The 26,721-nt window shown below is 47.8% G+C and carries 18 protein-coding genes; 7 read left to right on the top strand and 11 right to left on the bottom strand.

Translation table 11 applies throughout. The features are described 5' to 3' along the window. Nucleotides 1–42: 42 nt before the first annotated feature. The 8 genes from ACX0G9_RS18185 to modA form a co-directional block, all read right to left on the bottom strand. Nucleotides 43–3,351, bottom strand: a complete 3,309-nt coding sequence (locus ACX0G9_RS18185) for a SusC/RagA family TonB-linked outer membrane protein (protein ID WP_459066368.1) — start codon at nt 3,349–3,351, stop codon at nt 43–45. 83 nt (nt 3,352–3,434) lie between these two features. After that, nucleotides 3,435–4,499: a FecR family protein gene (locus ACX0G9_RS18190; RefSeq protein WP_459066369.1), complete on the bottom strand. Its 1,065-nt coding sequence runs from the start codon at nt 4,497–4,499 to the stop codon at nt 3,435–3,437. 72 nt (nt 4,500–4,571) lie between these two features. After that, nucleotides 4,572–5,165 (bottom strand): RNA polymerase sigma factor, encoded by a 594-nt coding sequence (locus ACX0G9_RS18195; protein WP_459066370.1) that lies wholly within the window; start codon nt 5,163–5,165, stop codon nt 4,572–4,574. Between the two features lie 33 nt (nt 5,166–5,198). Continuing rightward, a complete protein-coding gene (locus tag ACX0G9_RS18200) occupies nt 5,199–6,338 on the bottom strand; it encodes an NAD(P)/FAD-dependent oxidoreductase (RefSeq protein ID WP_459066371.1) in 1,140 nt (379 codons plus the stop codon). A gap of 206 nt (nt 6,339–6,544) precedes the next feature. Then, on the bottom strand, nt 6,545–7,468 hold the full coding sequence (locus ACX0G9_RS18205; protein WP_459066372.1) for a sulfate/molybdate ABC transporter ATP-binding protein: 924 nt from the start codon (nt 7,466–7,468) through the stop codon (nt 6,545–6,547). Further along, on the bottom strand, nt 7,465–8,142 hold the full coding sequence (gene modB / locus ACX0G9_RS18210; protein WP_459066373.1) for a molybdate ABC transporter permease subunit: 678 nt from the start codon (nt 8,140–8,142) through the stop codon (nt 7,465–7,467). Before modB ends, ACX0G9_RS18205 begins: the two co-directional genes overlap by 4 nt. After that, entirely contained in the window at nt 8,135–8,587 is a 453-nt protein-coding gene (locus ACX0G9_RS18215) for a TOBE domain-containing protein (protein WP_459066374.1), read from the bottom strand. The genes modB and ACX0G9_RS18215 overlap by 8 nt, the downstream gene beginning before the upstream one ends. 12 nt (nt 8,588–8,599) lie before the next feature. Then, nucleotides 8,600–9,385 carry a molybdate ABC transporter substrate-binding protein gene (gene modA / locus ACX0G9_RS18220; protein WP_459066375.1) on the bottom strand — a complete coding sequence of 262 codons (786 nt, stop codon included), beginning with the start codon at nt 9,383–9,385 and terminating at the stop codon, nt 8,600–8,602. Between the two features lie 211 nt (nt 9,386–9,596). Here modA and ACX0G9_RS18225 point away from each other — a divergent pair, with 211 nt between their 5' ends. The 7 genes from ACX0G9_RS18225 (at nt 9,597) to ACX0G9_RS18255 (ending at nt 21,773) form a co-directional block, all read left to right on the top strand. Beyond that, nucleotides 9,597–10,199, top strand: coding sequence for an RNA polymerase sigma factor (locus ACX0G9_RS18225; protein ID WP_459066376.1), 603 nt, complete (start codon nt 9,597–9,599; stop codon nt 10,197–10,199). 65 nt (nt 10,200–10,264) lie between these two features. Next, nucleotides 10,265–11,446 (top strand): FecR family protein, encoded by a 1,182-nt coding sequence (locus tag ACX0G9_RS18230; protein ID WP_459066377.1) that lies wholly within the window; start codon nt 10,265–10,267, stop codon nt 11,444–11,446. 185 nt (nt 11,447–11,631) lie between these two features. Then, entirely contained in the window at nt 11,632–15,000 is a 3,369-nt protein-coding gene (locus ACX0G9_RS18235; RefSeq protein ID WP_459066378.1) for a SusC/RagA family TonB-linked outer membrane protein, read from the top strand. An 11-nt stretch (nt 15,001–15,011) separates the two neighbouring features. After that, complete coding sequence (locus ACX0G9_RS18240; RefSeq protein WP_459066379.1) at nt 15,012–16,475, top strand: RagB/SusD family nutrient uptake outer membrane protein; 1,464 nt, start codon at nt 15,012–15,014, stop codon at nt 16,473–16,475. 33 nt (nt 16,476–16,508) lie between these two features. Further along, nucleotides 16,509–17,345, top strand: a complete 837-nt coding sequence (locus ACX0G9_RS18245; protein WP_459066380.1) for a DUF4843 domain-containing protein — start codon at nt 16,509–16,511, stop codon at nt 17,343–17,345. An 11-nt stretch (nt 17,346–17,356) separates the two neighbouring features. Next, nucleotides 17,357–18,790: a PKD-like family lipoprotein gene (locus ACX0G9_RS18250; protein ID WP_459066381.1), complete on the top strand. Its 1,434-nt coding sequence runs from the start codon at nt 17,357–17,359 to the stop codon at nt 18,788–18,790. A gap of 7 nt (nt 18,791–18,797) precedes the next feature. Then, nucleotides 18,798–21,773 (top strand): redoxin family protein, encoded by a 2,976-nt coding sequence (locus ACX0G9_RS18255; protein ID WP_459066382.1) that lies wholly within the window; start codon nt 18,798–18,800, stop codon nt 21,771–21,773. A 17-nt stretch (nt 21,774–21,790) separates the two neighbouring features. On the opposite strand, the gene ACX0G9_RS18260 is transcribed toward ACX0G9_RS18255, so the two are convergent. The 3 genes from ACX0G9_RS18260 to ACX0G9_RS18270 form a co-directional block, all read right to left on the bottom strand. Further along, nucleotides 21,791–22,630: a bifunctional transcriptional activator/DNA repair enzyme AdaA gene (locus tag ACX0G9_RS18260; RefSeq protein ID WP_459066383.1), complete on the bottom strand. Its 840-nt coding sequence runs from the start codon at nt 22,628–22,630 to the stop codon at nt 21,791–21,793. Between the two features lie 78 nt (nt 22,631–22,708). Further along, entirely contained in the window at nt 22,709–22,906 is a 198-nt protein-coding gene (locus ACX0G9_RS18265) for a hypothetical protein (protein WP_459066384.1), read from the bottom strand. Nucleotides 22,907–22,988: 82 nt separating this feature from the next. Beyond that, nucleotides 22,989–26,657 carry a VCBS repeat-containing protein gene (locus tag ACX0G9_RS18270; protein ID WP_459066385.1) on the bottom strand — a complete coding sequence of 1,223 codons (3,669 nt, stop codon included), beginning with the start codon at nt 26,655–26,657 and terminating at the stop codon, nt 22,989–22,991. Nucleotides 26,658–26,721: the final 64 nt, after the last annotated feature.

Consider the following 26,721-nt stretch of genomic DNA (forward strand, 5'->3'; position numbering starts at 1 on the left):
GATTATTCGTAATTCGTTTCATACTAAACGGCATTATATGGTTTAGAAATTAATATTCAGGTTCACACCCAGACTACGGGTCGTTGGCAAACTGAGGTTTTCGAAACCTCCTACCAGACCGGCTCCTGTGGAAGCTCCGGTTTCGGGATCAAAATGCTGATTCTTTGTCCATAAAGCCAGGTTACGTCCTACCAGGGCGAATGATATGTTCTGTACGGGCAGTTTGTTGTACAATTTCCTGGGAATATTGTATCCGATCTTCAATTCTCTCAATTTGACAAAAGACCTGTCGATCAACTGTGCCTCGGAGTTATGATCGTAATAACGTTTGTAGAAATCACGCGGACTGGTCCCATTTAAACCCTTGCTGTAAGATCCGTCAAATACCTGGAGGTTACGGAGATAAGATCCGTCATTCTGAAGGACTGCTCCATCCCGGTAATAAGTAGCATCATATACATGATCTTTTTCCCGTGTAATCCTGGCTCCCTGGGTTTCGATCAACTGACCGGCGCCAATCGCCTTGTTGATGAAACGGGATACCATTACGCCTCCTTTGCTGATATCCAACAACCCTTCCACGAAGATACCTTTGAAAGAGAACCTATTGGTGATACCCATGGTCCAATCCGGATTGATATTACCGAGGTATAAGGATGAAGAAGATGTTACAGGGCGTCCATTGGAACCGATGATGATCATCCCTTTCAGATCTCCTGTCGCAACGCGTGTAAAACCCGGGCCGTATAAGGCGCCCATCCGCTGGCCCACATGGGCTTCGATTGTGGCGTCTTCGCCGGGGGCCGCCTGTACGATCTTGGTTACACCGGGATATAAGGTTTCGACCTTACTGATGTTCTTTGCGAAATTGACATTCACGCTCCATTCAAAGCTATTCTTCAACCTGACCGGAATGACATGTAACTGCACTTCGACTCCTTTATTGGAGATCTCTCCTGCATTGATAATACGTGCGTCATATCCGGAAGAGGACGGAGTGGGAAGAGGCAGGATCTGGTTTTTGGAACTGGTCTTATAAACCGTTACATCCAATCCCAGTCTTCCGGCAAACATATCCAACTCGGCGCCGATCTCCATCGTGCTGCTTTTCTCAGGTTTCAGGTTCAGGTTATTCAGCTGGGAACTTTCTGACAGGGAGGGGATACCCGCCCACAAAGCCTGATAATTGTATGCTGTTATGATCTGATAAGGATCTGCATCGTTACCGGCCTGTGCAAAAGCCAGACGTAATTTAAGCAGATCTACCTTTGGCGTCATGGCGAATATCTTGTTCAACAGGATACTGGAATTGACCGAAGGATAGAAATAGGAGTTATGGGCTGCAGGTAAGGTGCTGGACCAGTCGTTACGACCTGTTACATTGACATAGACCTTGTCCTGGTAATTCATCTGAAAAAAGCCATACAGACTGTTCGTCTTTCTTTTCTCATCATAAGAACCTCCCTGCAAAGCCGAACTGGTATTGTTCAGCGAGTAGATGCCCGGGATCAGCAAGGTGTTGGCTGTACTGCTCCTTGTGCTGCGGGTCCGCTCCATCGTATTGCCACCCGCGGAAACATCGAAATGGAAGTCTTTCACACTGGTCTTATAATTGATAAGGAAGTCATAGTTGTTCTCCTGGCTCTTCAGTACTGTCTCCTGGTAAAAACCGGTGGGAGAGTTGAACGTACTGTAGGCCATTCTTCTTGGCCGGAAGTCATTAAAATAATCCGTTCCCACACGGCCCATGATACTTAGATTATCCAGTATCTTGTAATTCAATTTGATATTCCCGTATAACTGATCCTTATTCTGCGCGCTTGTATTCTCGTAAGCATAAAAGAAAGGATTGTCATGACCATTCCCATAGTCATTGGAGAACTGCTGCAGACCTTCGAGGCCGGGCTGCCAGTAGTTGCGCAGGCTGTTGATATTGACATTCCGGTTCATCCATACAAATTCGTACATGGGCGTACCTTGTCCGTATCCCAGATCGGGGCGGCTGGTGCTGGTGGTCTTGGCGTAATTCACCGTGGCATCTGCCGTTAACTCATTCGACAATTTATACCCTGTCTTCAGGTTAAAGGAATTACGGGTTAGGTTATTATTAGGAGTAATACCTACCTGATCATTGTTCGTATAAGAAAACCGGTAGTTGGAAACATCGTTGCTGCCGGAAAGCGCCACGGAATTGAACCGGGTATGACCGGTTACGAAAAAATCCTTCATATTGTTGGGGGCAGCTACCCAGGGAGTGGCAATGATATTGCCTCTGTTAGGAAGGTATACATCACCCCCGCGAAAACCGTTGTCGGTTTTGGAGTCGAATTGGGTCATAGGCGAACCGTCCAGGGCCGGTCCCCAGCTTTCATCCCAATCTTCGTTGATGCCGTCCGCATAAAGGCCACCGTTACTGTACCCGAAATTGGAGCCTTTGTATTGGCCATTCTGACCTGCACCAAAGGAATTCTGAAATTTTGGTAAACGCAAAGGATTTTCCCAGGTATACCCCCCGGTATAACTTACCCCGATACCTTTTCTGCCTTTACCGGATTTGGTGGTGATCACCAGCACCCCGTTAGCTGCCCTCGATCCATATAAGGCAGATGCTGCGGCGCCTTTTAATACATTCACCGATTCAATGTCCGCGGGATTCAGTTCGCCGATCGAGCTTCCGAAATCCGGAACAGTGCCTCCGTTATTCTGTACCGGATCATTTCCTACCGGCACACCATCAATGACGACCAATGGCTGATTTTTCTGATAATTTAAGGAAGATTCTCCCCGGATCGTGATGCGGGCGCTGCTTCCTACTCCGGCACCGGAGATGATATTGACCCCGGCAACCCTTCCGGAAAGAGAGTTCACGAAGTTATTATCCCTGGCCTCATTCAGGACAGCTCCCTTGACTTCCTGAGAAGCATAACCCAGGGATGCTTTTTTCTGAACGATACCCAGGGCCGTTACTACAACCTGACCCAACTGCTGATTTTTTGGCCGCAGGATCACCGATAAGGATAAATGGGTGGTCTCATTGATCGTATATCCCTTCAACGTGTCGGAGGTATATCCAACATAACTCAGGATAAAATGATAGGGGCCTCCTACAGGAAGTTTGGAGAACAGGAAGATCCCTTTCTCATTGGATGCAGTCGTGGCAATGGACTTGCTGTCCTCATTCTCCACCTTTATTACCACTCCGTGTAATACTTCTCCATCGTCATTTTTGACAATACCGATGGCGGCGGGTTTGGCATCCTGCGCCTCTACCTGCCAGATGCAGGCATTCAGACAGAGCAGAAGCCCTAAAGCCTTGCGAAATCTCTTAGCATGTTTGATTTTGACCTTCATATTGTTTGGGTTTAGACAAAACGTTTCCATGGCACCGTTGACCGTTGCGGTACCCCGTAGGGCATTTACCTTTTGTTATTGAATTATTGAGTGATCGTAATAACCTTATTATTTTGTTTTAGGTTAAGGCTGTTCAGGGTTCCGAGCGTATTTAAAAAACTTTCCAGGGATTCCTTATGGGCATCGAATACTCCTGTAAAATTCATATTATCGAGCAATCCTTCTTTATACTCAAAACGGAGATGATAGGTCGATCCAATGGTATTCAGAATATTGACTAAGGATTCGTTATTAAAGGTCAGGATTTTTTTGACAGCCAGGGCCGCTGCCTTTTGCCCATCCGGTGTGTTGGTTGGTCTGACCCTGTCGATGGAAACCGTATAGTGCAGATTCTCCAGAAGCATGGCCTGACCGGGTTGTAAATAGATTTCTTTTACCCCGTTTTTTTGCAGATTACTATCCGGTCTCACTACGCATCTGCCGCTTAACAGGTAAACCCTGGTATTGGAAGACCCCTGGTTCTCCCAGGCGGTGATCTTAAAAACAGTGCCCAATGCAGTAGTGTATAAACCGCCGGCATAGACCGTAAAAGGTTTGTTTTTGTCATCCGCCACTTTGAACAAGGCCTGTCCCTTTAACTGAATAACTCTTTTATCGCCGGCAAAAGGTTCCGGATAAGTGATCCCGCTTTTGTCCGCGAGTTCGACTACTGTCCCGTCCTGTAAACTAAAACGCATCAATTTGCCGGTATGATTACTCCTTTCTTTCCATTCCGGCTGGTCTTTTTTCGGAGCTTCTTTAGAGGCAGCGGCAATTCCCTTTCCGGTCATCTCTTTACGGGATTCCCCGGCAATCCACCAGTAACCTGCTACACATAAGATCAATACGGCCGCTGCTGAAGCCACCCGGTAACCAATTTTCCTGATCCGGGCTTTTTTATAGGTATTGCCAGCGATGACCCGTAGCATTTTCTCCGAAAGGGGGCTGGCTAAATGGTCATCTGCATGAAAATCCTCCCAGCTTTGCATCGTCAGGTGTTCCCGGAGAACCTCCGGATTCTGACTGAAATATTCTTTTACCGCCTCCTGCTGCTCCCTATCACATTCACCCCGGAAGAATTTTTCAATTAATGGTGCTGTAACCTTCATATAGTAAGTATTCGTTTGTCAAAGGGGGATTCCCTCAGTGTAGTCTTAACTTTTTTTTAAGTATAAATTGTTTCAGAAAAAAAGAGTACAGAAAAGAATAAGGAGCAGGGCATCCTTTAATTGGCGGAGGGCCCGCCCAATGTGATTTTCTACTGTTTTGGGAGATATAGACAATTGCTGGGCGATTTCTTTATGGGGAAGACCATTAAAACGACTGAGTTTAAAAACAGTCTTTCTTACCGGTGACATTCCTTCAATTATAGTATAGACATGTTGGAGCTCATCTTTCTTCAATGGCTCAGGTTCAAAACGAAGATCGGAAGATTCATTGGCCAATGCGGCCGTATGATCCTGCCGTTTGCCTTCCTTACGCAGCAGATCGATCATCGTACTTTTCGCTACCCTGAAAAGCTGGGGAGAAAGTTCAAGATCTTCTGTAAGACCCTCCCTTTTTTCCCAAAGTTTGATAAAGGTCATTTGGACGGTTTCTTCAGCCAGGTATTCCGATTGGGTATGCTTCAGTACGTAATAATATAATTTTTTATGATATTGATAGTATATCAATTTGAAGCTTTCAATGTCTCCACTTTTTATATTTGTTACAATATCATTCATAGAGGGAAGCAAATATCCTTTCTCTTCGTTTAAGAAAGAGGAAGGGGGCATTATGGTATTGTTATTTTACTATTAACAGTCGTTCTATCCTCCCTGCATCAGGTCCGCCACCTTCTCACCAATGACCGGCGCCAGGGCAACACCCATGCCGCTCATGCGGACTGCACAAAAGACCTGGTCATTGATCTGCCGGACAATGGGCGATTTCTCTCCGCCCATACCCATGATACCGCTCCAGCGGTCCTCGATCGTATAGTTCCTGCCCGGCAGGATCACTTCTTTCAGAAATCGTTCCAGCTCCTGCTGGATAGTATCGGTTATATTCATTTGCTCCGTCGTCTCTTCTGCAAATGCCTTGTTACGGGCTCCCCCCAGCAAAACTCTGTCACCCAGGTTGCGGAAATAATAGAAACCCTCTTCATAATGAAAGGTGCCTTTAAAAGGAAGATTATCGATAGGAGAGGTGACGAGTACCTGCCCCCTGGCCGGCTCGATATCCAACTGCGGTAAAAGCTGCCTGGCAAACGCATTGGTGCAGATCAGCAGTTGGCTGGCCGTAAGCGTTATCGATCTGTCCGTGAATAATTGCAGATGTCCGTTCATTTTTTCAAAACGCAGGATCTCTATATTATTCAATACGGTTACGCCCATGGATTGTACCATCTGTAACAAAGCCTGGCATAATTTTCCTGAATGCAGCTGGGCTTCTGCCTTGTTCTCCACCAGGTATTGAACACCGGCAAAACCGAACCTGGCTATTTTATCATGCTGCAGCCGGAAGGTTTTTTGTTGTTTGATGAGTTTCTTCAGTTTCCGGTTCAGCCAGTCAATCTGGCTGCGAAGTACATTACTATCCATTTCCTGGTGATGGGCGATCAGTTCGTAGCCTCCTAACCGCTCAAAACCGGTCTCCTGGTCGCCGAAGAGTTTGGCGATCCGTTTGAGCCCCTTATAACGCATCTCCACCAGTTCGAGCATTTTATCCTCGCCCATTTTCAGGGAATCGGCCACCAGTTCAGAAAGGCTGCCAAAACAGGCAAATCCGGCATTGCGGGTGCTGGCCCCGGTAGGGATAAGACCGCGGTCGATGATCTTTATGGATAAGGAGGGTTGGGCCTTTTTCAGGTAATAAGCGCTCCACAAGCCAACAAGGCCGCTTCCTGCAATGATGATATCAGAAGGAGCAAAAAAGCTTTCTTTTTCCCAGACGGACAGTTGAGTCATGGTTACGCGTTTGATAGACCGGGGAGGGATCCGGATTGACCTGTGCGGTTAATTAAGGGGTTAACTATTGGTTACCCGGAGCCTTTCCCGAAGGGAAATTACAAAAAAATAACAGGATACTTGTGATCCGGGCGGTCCTTTTTTCACCCTGCAACAGCTGGCCGGCGGCAGTGCTGCCATTTGCGGGGCTATAGACATGGCGGTGCTCAACTCATTTTAATGATAATAGGATTAAAGGCCTTGGAAGCCACCATTACCTTTTGCCCGGTTCGCAGGCCATCGATCTCATCCTTTGTAGCAATGACTTTTACGATGGAATTTGCACAAAGGACGCTTACTATGTAGACGATATCTGCCTTTACGATGTCAATGATCTCTCCGGTGACCTTAAATTTTCCGCTTATTTTTTCTTCGGCGAAAATGGCCGAAGGGTTTCCTTTTTTCATGATTTTTCCTTTTTCCAGTACGATCACCTCATCAGAAAGGCGGAAGATCTCGGGTAAATAATGGCTGACCAGGATGGTCGTCAGGTTAAAATGGCGATGTACTTTGAGAATATAGTCCTGAAGTTTGAAACGCATTTCGTCGTCGAGGGCGGAGAGAGGTTCATCCAATAGGAGGAGTTTGGGCTTCCGGGCAATCGCCCGTGCGAGCGCCACCCGCTGCTGCTGACCGCCGGATAGGAGGGCGGGCAATTTGTCCTGAAGCGGAGCGAGCTCCATCATATCCATTAATTCTGAAACGATCTTTTTGTCATCTCCTTTTTGCAGGGCGAATTCCAATTGTTCTTTTACCGTCAGATGCGGGAACAGGGCGAAGTCCTGGAATACGAGACCTATAGAACGACGACGGGGAGCTTGGTTGATTTTGTAGTTCTTTATTTTATTTTCTCCCGGATTGTTTCCCTTTATAAACCAGGTCTCCCCATCTACCATTACCCAACCTTTCTCCATATCGGTCAAGCCCGCGATGATCCGTAAGATGGTAGTCTTTCCTGCACCGGAGTTCCCATAGATCGTCAATAGTTTTCCTTTTTCCAGTTCAAAAGAAATATCCAGGGGGACATTCCCCTGAGCGGTATGAAGCATTTTGAACGCCCGGAATTGCAGGAATGGATTTGGGGCATTCATGGTAAAGGATTCGTTTTTCGGGATTGATGATTGAACAGGTATACCCATACTAAAATGGCAAATGAAAAGGCGAGTAGTATAACAGCCTGTTTGTTAGCCGATGAATAATGCATGGCTTGTACCTCGTCATAGATGGACAGGGAGGCCACTCTTGTTCTACCGGGAATATTGCCGCCGATCATGAGCACCACACCGAATTCTCCGATCGTATGGGCAAAACATAAAACGATCCCCGTGAGCAGCGATGGCCGGATATTTGGAAGGAGTACTTTGATCAGGGTGGTGAACCTTGATTTGCCCAGCGTTCCGGATGCTTCTTTCAGAGCAGGCGGCAGGCTGCTGAATCCGGCCTGAATAGGATTGACCATGAAAGGAAGACTATAGATCAGCGAGGCAATGACGAGTCCGGGAAAGGAAAATACCAGGCGGATGTCCATATACTGATCCAGGAATTTACCGAATCCATTTTCCGGGCTGAAAGCCAGTAACAGATAAAATCCTATAACGGAAGGGGGAAGTACCAGTGGCAGGCTGACGATGGCTTCCGCCACTACTTTTGCACGCCAACGGCTATACGCCAGCCAGTAAGCCAGGGGCACGGCAATAAAAAAGAGGATCACCGTGCTGAAAAGCGCTAAACGTAAACTTAATAATAATGGTTGCCAATCAATCATTCGGAGATAAACTTACTTCATTCGTTTTGATCAACGCAATTATTTTTTCACCGGGTTGCAGGTTCAATTGTTCGCAGGCATTGCGGGTGATGATGGACCTGATCCGCCAGGCTGTTCCTGTCTTTTGGCTTTGCATGAGCAGGGTCAATTCACATAGGATCTTTCCGTTGTCGATCTTTTCTATGCTGCATTCGATCTTATTCTGGATACTGATGGCCAGGGGGGAGACGGGATGATCGCCGGAGCCGGTTTGGGGTAGTTTCGCGATGATCACTTCGGTCTCCTTAAAAAGCAGTTTGACCGGGTTGCCCTTTTGTAAATAAGGGCTTGATGCCGGGGTATCCAGGACAAGGGAGCTGAATATCCATTCGTCTGCCCTGACTTTTACCAGGGATATTTCGTCCGCTGTTATGATCTCTATGATTTCTCCCTGTAAGGTGTTCATTGTAAAGATTTTTCACAATCCAAAATAACGTAAAACGACCGCAGCTCTGGCAGAATTAATAAAACCCGCAAATCTTTCTGCTGTGACATTGCCTTTGGCATGTTGTAACAGGACATATCCCTGGTCCAGGGGTTGATGTGTTTCAGCAGGAATCAGCCAATATTTTCCCCCGTCCTTTTGCATCGTTGGAGACATGGCCAGGGAAAGGGCGAGGATGCCAATGTCTGCTGCGCCGCTTCTGGCGAATTGGGCGGCTTGTGAAATGTTCTCTCCCAACACCAATTTGTTCTTAACCTTATCATATATTTTATAATAACGCAGGCTCTCTTCTGCCCGTTTGCCATATGGCGCATGTGCCGGATTGGCTATCGCTATTATATGTACTCCTGTGACGAGCAGACCATCCATTTTTTCCAGGGAGGGGTCTTTCTTTTGGCTCCACAGTACGATCTGCCCCGTGCCATATTGTTTTACCGGAGTCAGCGTCTTTTTTTGTCCCTGCAGTTTGCGTGGATAATCCATATCGGCTGAAAAGAAAAGATCGAAGGGGGCGCCGCTGCTGATCTGTTCATAAAAATTACCGGAAGAACCATAAACTGGTTTTATGACGGTGCCCGGATTTTCATGGATAAATACCGTTATGAGCGAATCCATGGCAAACTTGAGATCTGAAGCTCCGGCTATCAGGACTTCTTTGGATGCTGTAGCATCTTTTGCCTCATTGATTTTTTTGGCTGGCGTTTGCGAAAAGGCGAAGGTGGAACAGCCTAACAAAAGATACAGAAGAAATGGTTTCATGCCTGTGTATGGATTTATGATTTTCCGGATGATAATTTTTTCGTTGTTTCTTCAAATATAGGACGGTTATGGCGTATATAAGCGGGAGAATTGCACAAAACTGATACAGGCCCTCAGAAAAAAATCGTACCTTTATTGTTATTTCCAGACGCCATAAGGCTGAGAAATTTTTTAGGGTTCTGATTAAATTATAGCTAAATTAACTGTCTAATTGTCCTTTCTTGTCCAACATACTGATCACGATCTTTTTCATCTGATCGCGGAAGGTAATGAAGCTGCTTTTGCAGTACTTTTTCGTCGCTATGACCGGCGCATTTACCCCTTCGTTCTGAAAACGATAAAGACAAAGGTCCTCGCTGAAGAGATCACCCAGGAAATATTTATCAAGATCTGGCGGCACCGGGAAAAACTGCCTCAGATAGATCAGCCCGAAGCCTATATCTTTACCATTGCAGCCCGCCTCTCCCTGGATTATGTTCGAAAGGGCCTCAACGAGAACAGGATGTTGCAACGCCTGTCGGCCAGCCTCCCTCCTGCACATAATAACACAGAAGATGCCCTTTTTCTTAAAGACAAGGAGGCACTGGTTCAACGGGCTATTGCGCAATTGCCCCCGCAGCAAAAGGCCGTTTATTTATTGAGCAGGCAACAAAGTCTTAGTTATGAAGAGATCGCCCGGGAAATGGGCATCTCGGTCAATACAGTGCGGAACCATATGGTAAAAGCTCTTCATTCTATCCGCACCCGTCTCGATAAGCAGGATCAAATTCCTGTTTTCCTATTGGTATGTGCTCACTTTTTTCTGAAAAAATAAAATATTTTTTACCCCTGACTAGTCTTCCGACCTCTTTGTTACGTCTCATCTAATACAAACCATTGATGCAACAGCCAGAAAACTTATACTATTTATTTGACAAATACATTGCGGATACGGCTACGACCGATGAACTCGATGAGTTGAAATTATTTCTGAATGATCAGTCCTATGACGCTATGTTCCGTGACCGGCTCGTAAGCCTGTTAAGACAGACCGAGCCCATTGCGGAACATAGCGAAACCCGGTGGCAGGCGATCCTGCGGCAGATCCGGGAAGAGAAAGGAACTCCGGCACAACGGGGTCGGGTAATTTCCCGGAGCTGGTGGACGGCAGCAGCAGTTCTTCTGGCAGGTGTGACGGCAATATGGTTGTTCGAACGTCCGCTTTCAGGGAAACCTGCCATGGCTAACCAGCAGTCGATACCTAATGACAGGGCACCTGGTAGAAATGTGGCGATGCTGAGGCTGGGAGATGGTACGACCATTACCCTGGATAGTGCACAAAATGGCATCCTGGCGCAACAGGGCAATTCAAAAGTTACCAAATTAAGCGATGGCCGCCTTGCCTATAAAACATTGGATGAAAAACCGACCGCTTCCGTTGCGAACACACTGAGCACTCCCCGCGGGGGGCAGTACCGGCTGGTGCTTCCGGATGGGAGCGAAGTCTGGCTCAACGCTGCTTCTTCCATTACTTATCCGACCGTTTTTACCGGCGGAGAAAGAAAGGTCACCATCAGCGGGGAGGCCTATTTCGAAATTACATCCATGGCCTCCATGCCCTTCCGGGTTATTGTTCATGCTCCTGCAGGCGAACAAACGGTGGACGTACTCGGTACGCATTTCGATATAAAGGCTTATGACGACGAGACAAACGTGACGACCACGCTGTTGGAAGGAAGTGTAAGGATTACCGGCAAAGGAGCCACGACCTTCCTGCAGCCGGGCCAGCAGGGGCAGTTGCGTTCAGACGGACTAATTCATTTGGATCCTCATGCCGATACCGAATCCGCTATTGCCTGGAAGAATGGGCTTTTCCATTTTGAACAGGGGGATATCAGGGACGTCATGCGGCAGATAGCCCGCTGGTACGATGTCGAAGTTGTTTTTGAAGGAAAAATACCGGAAGAGCGGTTCGACGGAGACATACCCCGCAACAGCAAATTAACGGAAGTATTCAAAATACTACAATTCAGCAATGTCCATTTCAAGGTAGAGGACAGAAAAGTAACGGTGACGCCATAGGAGATTATTTTTTAACCAAAAAAAGAGTACCGTAAACATGAGAAAGTTTTATCCTCCGCTAAACTGGTTTTAGCACCTACACCTTTTCCCCATCATCTAACAACTTGTAGCAAACAATGATCGAGATCATTAAAGGCGGAGCTTTGCACGAAAAAAAGCTCACGCCGACCAAAACTATTCTGGTTATGAGATTAACTGCTCTGATTTTACTGATTACGAGCCTGCACGTATCGGCGGCAGGATGGGGGCAGAAAGTCACCCTTAATGAGAAGGGTGCCTCCCTGAAAAAGATCTTCACAGAGATCAAACGACAGACCGGTTATGTATTCTTTTATAAGGCCGGGTTGCTGGACAATACCCATCCCGTCTCCATCGTAGCTAAGGACGAAGACCTTTACAAAGTGCTGGAGGAATGTTTGCAGGGCCAGCCGCTAAGCTTTAACATCGTAAATAAAACGATTGTGCTTTCTTCGAAAAGAGAGGTCAGGCCGCCCGCCGTCTTTTCAGAAAGCGACTCGACTCCTGCCCGTATCCTTGTCAGGGGCAAAATAACGGATGAGTCAGGCAAGACGCCGATAGCAGGCGCCAATGTAGTGATAAGAACAAAGGGGGGGCCAATGGGAAGTACCTCCGACAAAGATGGTATGTTCAACCTGTATATTAGGCCCGGCGTCAGCTTGGAAGTCAGCTGCATAGGGTATATCAGCCAGGAGATAAAGCCAAAGGAAGGTGTTATCATCAACGTGAAGCTTTCGCCTGGTACCAGGGACCCCATGGCTAATATGGTCGTTACGGGTTACCAGGTGATCAACAAAGAAAGTTTTACCGGTAATGCCATCACCGTGTCGGGAGAAGAGTTAAAAAAAGTCAATCCCAACAACATCCTTCAGAGTCTGCAGGCCTTCGATCCTTCTTTTAGTATCGCTACCAACAACCTGCAGGGCTCCAACCCCAACGTACTGCCCACCATCAATGTTCGCGGATCGACCGGCTTGCCTACCGGCAGCAGCGCCGTGTTATCCCGGACCGATCTGTCAAGCAATGTTAACCTGCCTACCTTTATCCTGGACGGATACGAGGTAAGTCTTGAAAAGGTATATGACCTGGACGTCAACCGCATCCAGTCCATTACTTTATTAAAAGATGCCGCCGCTACGGCCGTATATGGCTCGCGTGCAGCCAATGGCGTAATGGTCATCACCACCAAGGCGCCCAAGGAAGGCAAGCTTTCTGTCTATTATAATTACGAACTGACCCCTTCGGTCCCGGACCTATCGGCTTATCATGTGCTGGATGCCCGCCAGAAACTTCAGTACGAAAGCCTGGCCGGGCTTTATACGGCAAGCAACAGTCTGCAGAACCAGGACGATCTGGACCGGATATATTATCAAAAGCATCTGGCGATGATCAGCGGTGTCAATACCTATTGGTTATCCCAGCCTTTGCGGAACTCCTTTGGAAATAAACATTCCATGTTTATAGAAGGCGGTACTCCGCAAGTGCGTTATGGTATCGACCTGCAATACCAGACTGCTCCAGGTGTGATGAAAGGCTCGGGCCGCGACCGCTATGGCCTGGCCGTCGATCTTTCTTATAGCCCGACCCCGAAATTTATCTTTAAGAACGTTCTTTCGGTTCAGCAGGTCAATTCAACTGAATCACCGTATGGCAATTTTTCCGACTATGTCCGGATGAACCCCTATTATGCTAAAAGCGACAGTCTCGGGCATATCGTTCAGGATGTCGACAGCTGGATCAGGGAGACGGCGAAAAACGGTACAGCGCAATACCAGTACACCGGGGTGTTGAACCCGATGTTCGAGTCTACGCTGGGCAGCTTCAATAAATCATCCTACCTGGAGTTTACCGATAATTTTTCGGCAGAGTGGAACATAACCCGTGGTCTGCGGCTGCGCAGCGTAATCAGCTATGACCGGAAGAACTCCACCCTGGATAATTTTGTCTCCCCGCTGAGCAACCAGTTCTTTTTTTATTCGCCCAGCCAGGCTACACAGAAAGGCAGTTATTTTTACGCGACGAATGCCGAGAATACTTTTGATGGCAGCCTGACGCTGAACTATAACCAGCAGATAGGCGCCTCGTTCTTCAACGTAGCGCTTGGGGGCAATGCCCGTACTTATTCGACGGATACAAAATCCTTTCAGGCGGTTGGATTTGCCAACGACCGGTTCTCCAATATCGGTTTTGCCGCCGGTTATGCTACCGGCAGCACACCCAACGGTGATTTCGCCAAACAGCGGCTCGTCGGCAGCTTTCTGAATGCCAACTATTCCTGGCTGAACAAATATCTGCTGGACCTGTCCGTCAGGGCCGACGGTTCTTCCTTGTTCGGTGAGAACAACCGGGTCGCACCTTCCTGGGCGGCCGGGATAGGCTGGAATGCCCACAAAGAGGACTTTTTTCGCAATGCAGTTGTCAGCCAATTGCGGCTGCGTGCCAGTACCGGTCTTACAGGGTCGGTTTCCTTTCCTCCCTATATGGCCCAAACGACTTACAATTATTATACGACCAACTGGTATTCCTCCGGTATCGGCGCAATTACCAATAACTATGGCAACCAGAACCTGAAATGGCAGCAGACGCATAATTATGATGCCGGTATGGACCTGGGGCTCTTCAAAGACCGGGTCATCATCTCTCCGCGTTATTACTACAAATTGACAAAGGGAATGCTGGCGGACATCCAGCTGCCGCCATCGGCCGGTTTTTCTTCCTATACGGATAATCTGGGTGATATGGCCAACAAGGGATGGGAGTTGAATTTCAAGGTGACAGCTTACCGCAGCAAGGATTGGAATGTCAGCGTATTTGCGAACCTGGTCCACAATACCAATGTCATCAAAAAAATATCCAGCTCGCTGACCTCTTATAATGACAAGGCCAATCACGCACAGCAAACCGATAGTGCTCTGCGGACCATGCCTTTGCTGCATTACCAGGAAGGTCAGTCGATCAACCAGATCTATGCCGTCCGTTCGCTGGGGATTGATCCCGAAAGCGGGAGGGAGATCTTTGTAAAGAAGGACGGTACCCATACCTATACTTATGACGTTAAGGATATTGTTCCTTTGGTCGATCCTACGCCGAAAGTACAGGGGTCTTTTGGTACCTCTATGTCATTCAAGGGTTTCCAGTTCAACACCGTTTTCATGACCACTATTGGCGGAAAAGATTATAACCAGACTTTAGCCGACCGTGTCGATGATGCCGATCCCCGTTACAATGTCGACAGCCGCGCCCTGTCCGACCGCTGGAAGAACCCGGGTGATCACGCCCAATTCAAGAGCATCTCGGACCTCTCGGTCACTTATCCGACGAGTCGTTTCATTCAGGATCTTAGTACGCTGGACCTAAGCTCGGTATATCTATCGTATGATTTCGGCAAACGTATTTATTCCCGCCTGGCGATGAAAAACCTACGGGTAGCCATCACTGTAAATGAAGTCTTTTTCTGGTCAACGGAAAAGATCGAGCGGGGTATCAACTATCCCTATGCCCGGAGTTTCACCTTTTCCATTCAAACAAGCCTTTAAACTGAATACTCATGAAGAGATTAACTATATATCTGTTGCCGTTGGCGTTGCTGACCACATCGTGCAAAAAATATCTCGATGTCAAGCCTCAATCGCAGGTGGCGGCCGAAGCATTGTTCACCAGTCCCCAGGGTTTTGAGGAAGCCCTTGACGGTATCTATACCAGGTGCAGTCAGGGTGATCTTTATGGTACGGAGATGACCATGGGTTTGCCCGATGTGCTGGCCCAGGACTGGATGGTAACCCCTAACGAAGACTACTGGCTGAACTACCTGCAGTCGATGTTGTATAATTACAAAGACCAAAATTTTATTTCAAAAAAAGATGGCATCTGGAACGGCCTTTACAATGCCATTGCCAATGACAACCTCCTGTTGCAATATGCCGATTCAGTCAAGATTTTGTCTGCTTCCGAATATTCGCTGATCAAAGGGGAAGCCCTGGCATTACGGGCCTATATGCACTTCGACGCACTACGCCTGTTTGCTCCTTCCTATCTTACCGGCGCCGGCACTGCTGCTATACCTTATGTCACTTCTTTTTCCAATAAGGTAACACCAATGTCTTCGGTCGCCGATGTCATCAGGCAGACCTTAAAGGATCTGAATGACGCCAAGGCTTTGCTCAGGACCGTTGACCCTATCCTCAACGCGCCTTATACGGTGGGTTATCCCAGTGACACCAGTTCGGAAACCATCTCGCCGAACCTGTTCATGCAAAATAGAAGGAACCGGCTGAACTATTATGCCGTCTGCGGTGAGTTGGCGAGGGTTTACCTGTATATGAATGATAAAACAAATGCATTAAGCAATGCCCTGGAAGTTATCAATTCGAGGAAATTCCCCTTTACGAAGCAATCCGATCTTATCAACCCGGATGACAGGCTAAAAGACCGGATCCTGTATAAAGAATTGCTGTTCTCCTGGTATATCCCCACCATGAACGTTACGCTGATCAACTATTTCGGTGTGAACGGCACATCCACTAATGGCAATGCCCTTAAAATGACAACCGATATGGGGAACCAGGTTTATGAGACCGCAGGGGCAGGCGCTGCCGATCTTCGTTTCAAGCATTGGTTCAAGCCCACTGACCTGCTTTACCTGGTGAAGTATAGCCGGGACCCGCAAACCAACCGGGATTCACTGGTTGCTCCGGCCCTCCGGCTTAGCGAGATGTATTATATAGCCGCTGAAGCCTCTTATAGTATCGATCCGGTAAAAGCCGTCAGTTATGTTGACACGGTACGTGCCGCCCGTGGCGTCGATCCAATGCAGGTCTCCACACAGACTGACTTTATGACCCAACTGATCAGGGAGGCAAGAAAGGAATTTATTGGCGAGGGACAGATCTTTTATATGTACAAACGCCTGAATATGGGCATCGTCGGACCAACGGGTATCGTCAATGCGCCCACAGACAGGGTTTTTGTATTGCCGCTACCGATCAATGAGATCCAGTTCGGAGGCCGATGATCCAATTATGTAAATGAAAAAAAGAGATTTGAAATGAAAAATATCAAAACTATACCGGCGGTGCTGTTAATTATCATGGTGCTTGTCAGCTGTCATAAAGAAGGGCTCCCGCTTTATCAGCAGACCCAGGATAATGTTTATTTTGATTTTACCAAAGCTATTGACAGGGACAGCATGACCTATACATTCGCCTATACTCCCGGTGTGCTTATCGATACGCTTTATCTTCTGGTCCGTATTTCGGGCAACCGGTCTGCAAAAGGCATGTCTTATAAAGTAGTAGTGACGGACAGCGGGACTACGGCTGTCGCAGGGCTGGATTATGTGGCCCTGCAGCCATCCTATGCTATAAGGCCAAACGCCGGTACTACCCTGCTGCCCATCGTGCTGCTAAACAACGATACGCTGCTGACACAGCACTCCGTGGGTCTTAACCTGCACCTGGAAGCTACTTCAGACCTCGGAGTTCAGCTATCGGATATCATCAAGGCCCGGGTCATCATCTCCAATAAGCTGGAAAAGCCGGCCTGGTGGGACCGGTGGATGACTAACTATTCCGATGAGAAATTCGAATTGTTTATCATTGCGACAAATGGCGTTACCCAGCTGGCTAATGATGATGGCACTTATGGCTTATTTGCTCCCCAGTCCCTTTATTATATGGGGCTGCTGACTAATCTCATCAATGACCCCGCAGGCTGGATAACCCAGAACCCGGCGCGTGGATATGTGCTGCAGCCCCAGAGTGATGGAACCTATTATTTTTATAATACTACTACTCCTTCCAACAGAATACAGGTAATATTCGATCCTTCTGCCAACAGATATTATTTTGTTCAGAAGGCCGGAGGTTATGTCACCCCTAATTAAAAAGCTATAAAATGAAACCAATTTTTTTTTATATTCTACTCCTGACAGGTATTGGTTTTTGCGTGGCCTCCTGTACCAAGGACAAGGGTAATTATATCTATCATGTTCCGCCGATGCCGGTCGTCCACCTGGATACGCTGTACTACGCTACGCTGGGGGATTCGCTGGTCATCGATCCAAAAGCGACCATCTCCGATAAGGCGCATATACTGGGTTATGCTTGGGAGATCCAAACAGGAATAACGACGCCTCCGATCGTCTCGAACGGCGCACAGCTGAAGATCGTCTTTACCCTGGCCGCCGCCCGTTATTTTGGTAAGCTGACGATCATCGACAGCGCCAATGGGCAAAAATATTTCTACTCCTTCATTGTCCAGGGGAATACGATCTATGCCAAAGGAACCCTGGTCTTAAGCCAGGAAGCGGGTGTGTCGCAATTGTCCTTTGTACTGCCGGACAGCAGCATGCAACTGCGGATCTATAAAACGCTGAATGGAACAGACCTTCCCCCCAATGCACAGCAGTTGATCCCTATGATCAATACCAATTTCTCCAACGGGCAGCTTTTTAATTACTGGATAATTTCTTCGCAGGGAAGTAACCCGGGTGTACAGCTGAATCCCAATACACTGCTGAAGATAAAGACCATGAAGGATAATTTCTTTACTACTCCTTCGGGCATCACTCCCGGGCAATTCAGCAACGATCCGCAGACGGGTGTGCTGAAAGGCGTACTCAACGGCCAGATATACATGGGCGCCTGGCAAACGGCATTTTTTTCGGACATCTACGGGCAGTTCGGTCTGCCGGCGACCGGCGACTATCAGCTTTTTCCACAGGCCATTTTTAATCCGATCTTCCCCTATTTCCTGGGGTATGAATCCGGTAAAAAACAGGTGGTTGCCTTCACGAACTTCGGGTCACCTTCTTATATCGGCACCGGATATATAGATACCGTTACAGCACCATCCTTTGACCCCACCAATGTTGGATTGAACATGCTGGATTTCGAGCAGATCAATGCAAGCAACTGTTATATGTTCGGCAAGGCGGCGAATGATTCGATATATGAACTGGAGTTCGGCGCTGTCTTCCAGGGGATCATCCAGGTAAACCCGGTTTACAAACGCGCCTTTGCCCGCCAGGACCTGATAAAGACCAATACGAAATGGGCCAGTTCGCCAAAGGAGATCTTCTTTTTCAGTTCGGGTTCCACCATTTATGAATACAATCCGCTGAACCAGTCGTTCAAACCGCTGACCACCGACTTCGGCGGGAAAGAGATCACGATGCTAAAGGCGTCGGCCGATGGCAATACCCTGACCACCGGTGTGGATGGGTCGGTCTTTTTCCTGGACGTAAGCACGGGCAAATATGGAGACGTTATCCGGCGCATCGATAATATTCCCGGTTCACCGATGGATGTTTATGTCCGTGAAAATTAAATTACTTATGACCAAAAAATTATTCCTGTTAGCGGGTCTGCTGCCTTTGCTGCTGATGGCAAAGGCCCAGTCCAAAAATTCAAGGGCAGCGTCGTCCGGTTTTATGCTGGAAGGCAGGATCGGCCATTTCAATTCGCCGGCAAAGATCTATTTCGATCATATGGAAGGGGATATCGGGCATACCGATTCGGCCGTACTGGTGAATGGCGTTTTTTCTTTTGCCGGTAAGGTCAACGGGCCTGCGGCGGTACGTATGGCGTTTGCTCCGAAAGGAGACGGAAAAGAAAAGGCTATTTACACCGGGGACGTAATTTATTTCTATATCGGGGCCGAACATATCAATATCCGGTCCGAAGATTCACTGGGTAATGCAAGCATCACCGGCTCTCCGGTCAATGATGCCTATAAAGCCTACAATGTCTTTATCGGAGGCAGCATCATGGCGCTGAACAAGGCGGCTAATGACGACTTCAACAGGGGGACGGAAGAACTGAAAAAAGATACGGCTTATTACCATGCGGTAGACCGGCAGTTCCGGCAGCATGTAGCGGACAGGGCCAAACGCGAGATGGAATTTGCAAAGACGCATCCGCATGACTTTTTTAGTGTCGTTGCGTTGATGGAGCAGACCCAAAACGCGGCGGGCGCCGCCCGGTCAAAAGCTGTTTTTGCGACACTGGACGATTCATTGCGTCTTTCGTTCGCCGGCAAAAAACTGGATGAAAAGATGGTAGCATTGACTGCGGTGGTCGCCGGCTCAATGGCCCCTGACTTCACACAACCGGACACGGGCGGTAAGCCGCTGAGCCTGTCCCGGTTACAGGGGAAATATGTCCTGGTGGATTTCTGGGCCAGCTGGTGCAGTCCGTGCCGGGCAGAGAATCCCAATCTGAAAAAACAATATCAGCTATATAAGGAGAAGGGGTTTGAGGTAATTTCCGTCTCTCTTGACGACAACAAAAAGAAATGGCAGGATGCCATCGAAAAGGATGGGCTGCCCTGGCTGCAGGTGTCCGATCTGAAAGGCTGGAACAACGAGGCCGGAAAACTTTATGGGATCTCCGCGGTACCGTCCAGTTTCCTGGTGGACCCGCAGGGCAGGATCGTGGCTACCGGCCTGGTGGGGGATACGCTGAATAAAAAGTTGGCGGAAATATTCGGAGCCGTGAAGACCGGGGCCGGGGCCGGGGCCGGGGTTTCCCAAAAGATTCCCCTGAAGATATTGTATGTCGGATACAGCCCTGATAGACCTTTGCCGGACAAACAGGTCTATTATACGCAATCCGATAGCATGCTGAAAGAGGTGCATGCACAACGTATGGATGACTGGAAGTCCTTTTTGGTAAAACATTTTGCCATCGTAAGGACGGTAGACGTTCTGGATTATTCGGCAAAACTTTCCGATTCGTCCGATGTCACCATTATGGACGCGGGTCCGGTATCGCTGCCTGCCAACTTCGACCGGCCAATGATACTGATGCATGCCATGGCGCCGCTGGTCGGAATGCCGATCGGACTGAAGTTCGACTGGTATTGCCAGTGCCTCGAGTCGGATGCGTTGAATATCCGTACCGGGCATGCTATCTTCCATATGCCCAATAAAGTGAACCTGACCCTGGTTGACAAGCCTACGCCGGGCTCCTTTTACAATGGATTTCAAGGGGAGCATATCCCGGCAGTCATGCCCATGTGGCGGGTGAATACGCTGGGATATATTACTTCCCCCTATCTGGTAGGGATGGTGGCGCATGGCGAAGGTTTCAACGATTCCCCGGACGCAGAAGCCATCTCCGGAGGAGTATGTCTCAAGAATGCCGAAGCAGTATCGCTCGGACGACAGGGGAATTATTTCATGTGGGGCTTCTCCGGTTCCCCGGAATATATGACCGAAGAGGCCAATGACGTCTTTGTCAATGTCATTTGTTATATCAAAAAGTTCGATCACCAGCCTGCGATCGTAAAAAAGGTCCAGATAGAAACAAGGGAAGGTATCGATGAACTGATCTATCGCATCGACCGCGCCGTTTATGATCAGGCGATCGTCTCCCGCCGGGAGGGCAATCGGCGGTTGTTGCGGATGCAGGACTCGCTGCGGGGAAGGAAGGCTGCCGGTTTCGACATCGGCCACAGCAATGAGATGTTCCTTAAGATGCCTATGACCGACGCAATAGAGAGTTTTGAAGACTATCTGAAGGGATACGCGGGACCGGAGCTGTTCGCAAAATTCGGGACTAATACGAAATCGTATCATGAATATTACCGCGATAATTATGAATATTATTATCCACTGAACGGATATAGACTGCAGCTGGATTCAGATGCGCAAAAGCTGGCCATCTCCAACCGGAAGATAGCCCTGCTGGAGAAATGTATCGGTTTGCTGGAAGCGAAAAAGGATACCGCGATGGCGCGCCGGGTATTATTGCGATATACGATGGAGCGGTTTGCCACGGCCGCTGCGTGGAGGAATTGGCTGACGGAAAATAAGGGTAGATTGTTCTATACGGAGTCCGGTGGATTTAAGTTCATGGTCAATACCTATGCGGCTGCGGTTGCTTCTGTTGCTTCGATTGCTTCGGAAACAACGGAGGCTTCTTTACCGGGTACAGGACCTGGTTCTGCGGATCCGGTGGCCGTAACGGGTAGGTTGGAAAGGGGAAGGATCATCGTCGACGCGGATATTTTAAAAGGATGGCATATTTATGCTTATGTTCCGAAGGAAGATCCGTTTATACAGACGGAGATGCTCCTGGATTTGCCCGGAGGCGCGGTTTCGGATAAACAATGGGAGAGCACGGCGGGTTTACCTTACCCGGGGAATGAGGGTGTTTATGTATATGAAGGGAAGGTCCGGTTCTCGGTAGCCGTCGATTGTTCACGGGTAAAACCAGGGGCGACGATCAAATGCGGCATTTACTACCAGGTGTGTGACAAGACAAAATGTTTTCCGCCGAGGAAAAAGACCGTGGAAATAAAGATATAATCTTTTTTGCTTACGACTTATTCTCCCCAGGCCTTAGCAGCTTCCCAGCCGATCATCGCAGTCTTGCGGGTACTCCCCCAATGATAATCTCCAGTCTCTCCGGTGGCCCGTATTACCCGGTGGCAGGGGATCAGAAAGGCTACCGGGTTGGCGCCGACCGCGGAACCTACGGCCCGGGATGCTTTGGGACTTTCGATCTTTTCTGCCATCAGCGAATAAGAGGATAACTGTCCCATAGGGATATGAACAAGGGCATCCCACACTTTTAATTGAAAGGTCGTTCCTTTTAAATGAAGTTTGATCTCGGATAATTTGCTCCAATCCTTCGTGAAGATGTAAAGCGCATTTTGCTGAATCAGGTCTACCTTCTGCCTGTATTGGGCATGAGGAAATCTGGCTCTGAGGGTAGCGAGCGCCTCTTCTTCGTTCTCTGCAAAAGCGAGATGACAGATGCCTTTGGGAGTGGAAGCTACAATGATCTCACCGAACGGGCTTTCCGCAAAACTATATTGTATGGACAAGGCCTCACCTCCATTTTTGTATTCTCCTGGTGTCATGCCCTCGATCTTTATAAAAAGATCATGTAAACGCCCGGTACCGGAAAGACCCGTTTCGAAGGCGGCATCGAAAAGTGTTACGCTTTTATCCTTCAGCATGGCCTTGGCATGCTCGACACTTAGGTATTGCAGGAATTTTTTGGGGCTTACTCCGGCCCATTCCTTAAACATGCGCTGAAAATGAAAAGGGCTGACATGGACTTTCCCTGCTACTTCATTCAGATCAGGCTGCTCTTTAAAATGTGTCTTTATGTAGTCGATCGCTTCGGCGATCCTTTCGTAATTCGTAAGATCCTGCATAGCTGTATTTTTTTGTACGATACAAAACTAGGCCCCTTTTAAGAGGTGCAAAACCCGGAACTTGCTTAAGTTAATGAATCATTTAAAGTAGGACAGGGGGATGGTTTTCCACATATCATGAGAAAGGTGCCCGGTCAGTAATTCATAAAGGAGATAGATAGGCCAGAAAATATAATGGATGATCAGCAGGATGATGGAATGATTGTAATACCAGCTTACCAAAAGGGAATAGATACCCAGGATGCCGTAAATGATGCTTTTGTCCCTGCCGTTCATACGTCGATGATTGAGATTTAAATCTACGCAAAAAAAGGCAGATCCTGAAATCGGGATATTCCCGGGGGCAATACACAGGTATTTAATGCAGAGTTAACTCGATTTGCCGTTTAACCCCTCTGAAGTCGGTAATAAACACAGCAGCCACATCCTTGTCCAGTCTAAGCTTTCGGGAAGATTGCGACAGATAGGTGGATCCATAGTAACATTCGAGATGTTTTTTCCGGTTATCCCGGTAAAGGATATCCACCAAAAAATCCTCCGGCCGGAGATCGATCCATTTTGGCTGAACGGGGTTGTAAAGAGTGTTTTTTTGAAAAGCCAGCAGGCTATCCTGGTTCTGCGTAACGATCCAGATATCTTCCCCCCTGGCGGTATGAACCTTTGCCAGACCTTTGGCATCTCCCTTTACATAAAAACCGCTCCCGGAGATAGGTAAAGGAATGAATTTTCCCCTTCCGTCTCCTTTCAGACATAAACCCATAAAGGCATCATGACGTCCGCTATAGGGTTCCATACCATAATCATTCCCAGTAAGTAAAAGATCATCGTTCCCATCCCCGTCTATATCCTCGCAAGCCATTCCATAAACAGGTGCCATCTGAGCCTCCGGGGGAAGGGGGCTTATCGCAAACTTCCCATGGCCCAGGTTCTCGATATAACTGGTGTTCAAATCTGTCGCCTTGAATACCATGGCATTCTCCTTGTCTTTTTTGCTCCAGAGTTCATCCAGGGACGCCATGCCATAGGCTTTGTAAGTAGGGTAACGTTTGCGGATACCGATCATCTGGCTGATCATATCGTCTCTGGATGTCATTGGAAAAGGTATTCGCGTCCCATCTTCCGCCTTCATATAACAAAATACCATGGCATCTAAAAGCCCATTCTCATCCAGATCTTTCGCGTAGAGAATCATTGGCTCCTTATCCGTCCCCTTGTAATTGGAATTGAGCCCTAGATTTCCCGCTATATAATCGATATCGCCATCGTTGTCAAAATCTCCAGCAACCAGGCTGTTCCACCACCCGGTATGACCAGCGATTCCCGAGGAATCATTGCCATTTACCAAGGCCCCGCCTGTATTATGCAGAAAGGTTACCGCCATCCATTCTCCGGTAAGTACGAGGTCAGGTTTGCCATCTCCATCAAAATCAGACCAAAGGGCGTCGGTGATCATGCCCATGTTTTGTAATTCCGGGCACCATCTTTTGGTCACATCAAAGAAACTGCCGGAATGATTTTCCAGCAGATAACTCTGAGGCGCGGTTGGATAGGCACCCGATACGCATCTTCCTGCAACGAACAGGTCAAGATCCCCATCTCCGTCGAAATCTGCTGCCCGGACACAACTGCCATTGGAAAACATTTTAGGAAGGGCCCCATAATTCGGGGTAAATATCCCTTTCCCGTCATTTATATATAATACATCCTGGCTGGAAGGCTGTCCTGGTACCAACTCATAACTACCGCTGACTATATACAGATCCAGGTCACCATCATTATCGGCATCAAAAAAGAGAGCGCCCATATCTTCCGCAGGATGATTGTCGTTGACCAGGATCCGATTCGAATCTATGGAGAACCCTCCTTTTGCATCCTGCATAAAGAACATTCCCCGATGTCCGACAGAACCCCCCATATAGAAATCTTCAAAACCATTATTGTCAATATCCCCCACCGCAATTCCGGGACCATACTGACTCAATTTATGCGGAAGAGCCGGCTGAATATTATAATCGATCACATCTTTCTCGGTATGTTTAAATTTTAGTCCATAGGCGGCGGATGCGTTTTTGAAAAGAGAAGGAGTGGATGATTGTATAAAGGGGCTTATGGAGTCCGCTGATTTCGAAGTGGTGGCAGAATAGGTGACTTGTATGATTTGGTCTGTCACAATATTGGTTGCTATCTGACTTTTGCCATCGGGCCACCGTACCCGCAGGGAATCTATCCTTTTAGCCTTACCCACGCCAAAATGTGCGCGGTAGTCATCAGTGGACATATACCCCCTGCAAGGCTGGTGCTCATAATACTGCTGTTTGTTCCCGTCGTAATAAATACGCAGGGTAGCTCCTATTGCATTTTTATTAAGGCCCTTTCCTTCCAGAACTATGGATATGTAGTGATTGTCGACCTTACTGTATTGATTATTAGTTGGGTTGTTGCGGTCTTTGTTACTGTATCCTTTTTCATAAAGCGTATTTTCATAAATAAAGGCTGCATCATTGATATTGTTGATCACGACATCCAGATCCCCGTCATTATCCAGATCTGCATAGGCCGCACCATTCGAAAAGGAAGGCTGTGTGAAACCCCATGCCTTACTGGTATTCAGAAATGAATACCCATCCAGGTTTTTAAAAGAATAATTGGCCAGCTTAACTACAGGAAGAGAATCCGTCATTTTTAACGTTAGATTGGCGATTCCACCTCCCTGTCCATTATTAAAGTTGACATAGTCCAGATCGGTCACATCCCTGGGCAGACCATTGGAGATCACCAAATCACGGAGTCCGTCATTGTCGAAATCCGCCACCAGAGGGCACCAGCTCCAGTCCGTCTCGTAAATGCCCGCCTGGTAACCTATCTCGCTGAAAACGGGATGGCCTTCGGGGCTCATCCCTCTGTTGAGTTGAAGCACATTACGCACGTATTGATGCGTATACCCATAACGCTGGCTATTGAAATAATTATAGTATTCATTCCCACTCAACATTTTTTTCTTGCGGAGATTATTTTCAGGTAGCATCTCTAAAGAGATAAGATCGGGCCATCCGTCATTGTTGAGATCTGCAATATCCGTACCCATGGCATTCCAGCCTGTGTGTTTGAAATATTCCCCCAACCGGTCTGTAAAAGTGCCGTCCCTGTTGTTTATGTATAACAGATCGTTCGACACAAAATCGTTGCTAACGTAAATGTCCGGCCAGCCGTCCCCGTTAATGTCGGTGATGCAGGCCGAATGCCCCCAACCCTCCATATTGATCCCTGCTTCCCGCGATACGTTGGTAAAGGTTCCATTGCCATTATTGCGGTAAAGACGGTCTGTATTTAATGCGCTTCCATCAGAAACCTTTGGCCTGAACCGGATCGGTGTTTTGGGGTCGTCTAATTGGTTGGTTACCAGATAAAGATCCAGGTCGCCGTCATGATCATAATCAAAAAAGAGACCTTGAGTGCTAAAGCCCGTATCGGCTATTCCATAAGCAAGAGCGGATTCTTTGAAAACCGGTATGCCATCCTTGTCCGTTCCCTGATTGATGTATAGTAAATTCGTCCGTAACTTCGGATCTTTCCGGAACGATGCGGATACATAAATATCCAGCCACCCGTCTCCGTTTATATCCACCACAGATACTCCGGTGCACCATCTTCCATCTCCTGTGACACCTGCCTTTTCTGTGATGTCGTCAAATTTTAAACCACCTTTATTCAAATATAATTTATTGGAAACCATATTACCGGCGAAATAGATATCTACCAGGCCGTCATGGTTAAAATCACCAATGCCGACACCTCCGCCATTATAAATATTTGCCTGTCGTAAAATGTTAAGGGAATCGCTCTCGGTGATCTTATTGGTAAAATGGACTCCTGTTACCGAAGGGGGAAGAAGTTTAAAAAGGGGAGAGGATTGGGCCCGGACGATTAATCCTATTCCCATTAATATACTTGTCAGGAACATGGCTGCCATGACAAAACGAAAAGACGGGACCGGCAATAACATCGTTAGCTTTTCTTTAGTTTGCACAATATATATCAATAGCTTATAAAATGAAGGCGGCAGGAATCTTTGTAACGTCCTGAATAAATAA

The sequence above is a fragment of the Flavitalea flava genome (assembly GCF_054461575.1).

Excerpts from the sequence above, each read along its gene's own strand:
- ACX0G9_RS18185 (WP_459066368.1), bottom strand. The coding sequence starts at position 3,351 with ATGAAGGTCAAAATCAAACATGCTAAGAGATTTCGCAAGGCTTTAGGG.
- ACX0G9_RS18190 (WP_459066369.1), bottom strand. The coding sequence starts at position 4,499 with ATGAAGGTTACAGCACCATTAATTGAAAAATTCTTCCGGGGTGAATGT.
- ACX0G9_RS18195 (WP_459066370.1), bottom strand. The coding sequence starts at position 5,165 with ATGCCCCCTTCCTCTTTCTTAAACGAAGAGAAAGGATATTTGCTTCCC.
- ACX0G9_RS18200 (WP_459066371.1), bottom strand. The coding sequence starts at position 6,338 with ATGACTCAACTGTCCGTCTGGGAAAAAGAAAGCTTTTTTGCTCCTTCT.
- ACX0G9_RS18205 (WP_459066372.1), bottom strand. The coding sequence starts at position 7,468 with ATGAATGCCCCAAATCCATTCCTGCAATTCCGGGCGTTCAAAATGCTT.
- modB (WP_459066373.1), bottom strand. The coding sequence starts at position 8,142 with ATGATTGATTGGCAACCATTATTATTAAGTTTACGTTTAGCGCTTTTC.
- ACX0G9_RS18215 (WP_459066374.1), bottom strand. The coding sequence starts at position 8,587 with ATGAACACCTTACAGGGAGAAATCATAGAGATCATAACAGCGGACGAA.
- modA (WP_459066375.1), bottom strand. The coding sequence starts at position 9,385 with ATGAAACCATTTCTTCTGTATCTTTTGTTAGGCTGTTCCACCTTCGCC.
- ACX0G9_RS18230 (WP_459066377.1), top strand. The coding sequence starts at position 10,265 with ATGCAACAGCCAGAAAACTTATACTATTTATTTGACAAATACATTGCG.
- ACX0G9_RS18235 (WP_459066378.1), top strand. The coding sequence starts at position 11,632 with ATGAGATTAACTGCTCTGATTTTACTGATTACGAGCCTGCACGTATCG.
- ACX0G9_RS18240 (WP_459066379.1), top strand. The coding sequence starts at position 15,012 with ATGAAGAGATTAACTATATATCTGTTGCCGTTGGCGTTGCTGACCACA.
- ACX0G9_RS18245 (WP_459066380.1), top strand. The coding sequence starts at position 16,509 with ATGAAAAATATCAAAACTATACCGGCGGTGCTGTTAATTATCATGGTG.
- ACX0G9_RS18250 (WP_459066381.1), top strand. The coding sequence starts at position 17,357 with ATGAAACCAATTTTTTTTTATATTCTACTCCTGACAGGTATTGGTTTT.
- ACX0G9_RS18255 (WP_459066382.1), top strand. The coding sequence starts at position 18,798 with ATGACCAAAAAATTATTCCTGTTAGCGGGTCTGCTGCCTTTGCTGCTG.
- ACX0G9_RS18260 (WP_459066383.1), bottom strand. The coding sequence starts at position 22,630 with ATGCAGGATCTTACGAATTACGAAAGGATCGCCGAAGCGATCGACTAC.
- ACX0G9_RS18265 (WP_459066384.1), bottom strand. The coding sequence starts at position 22,906 with ATGAACGGCAGGGACAAAAGCATCATTTACGGCATCCTGGGTATCTAT.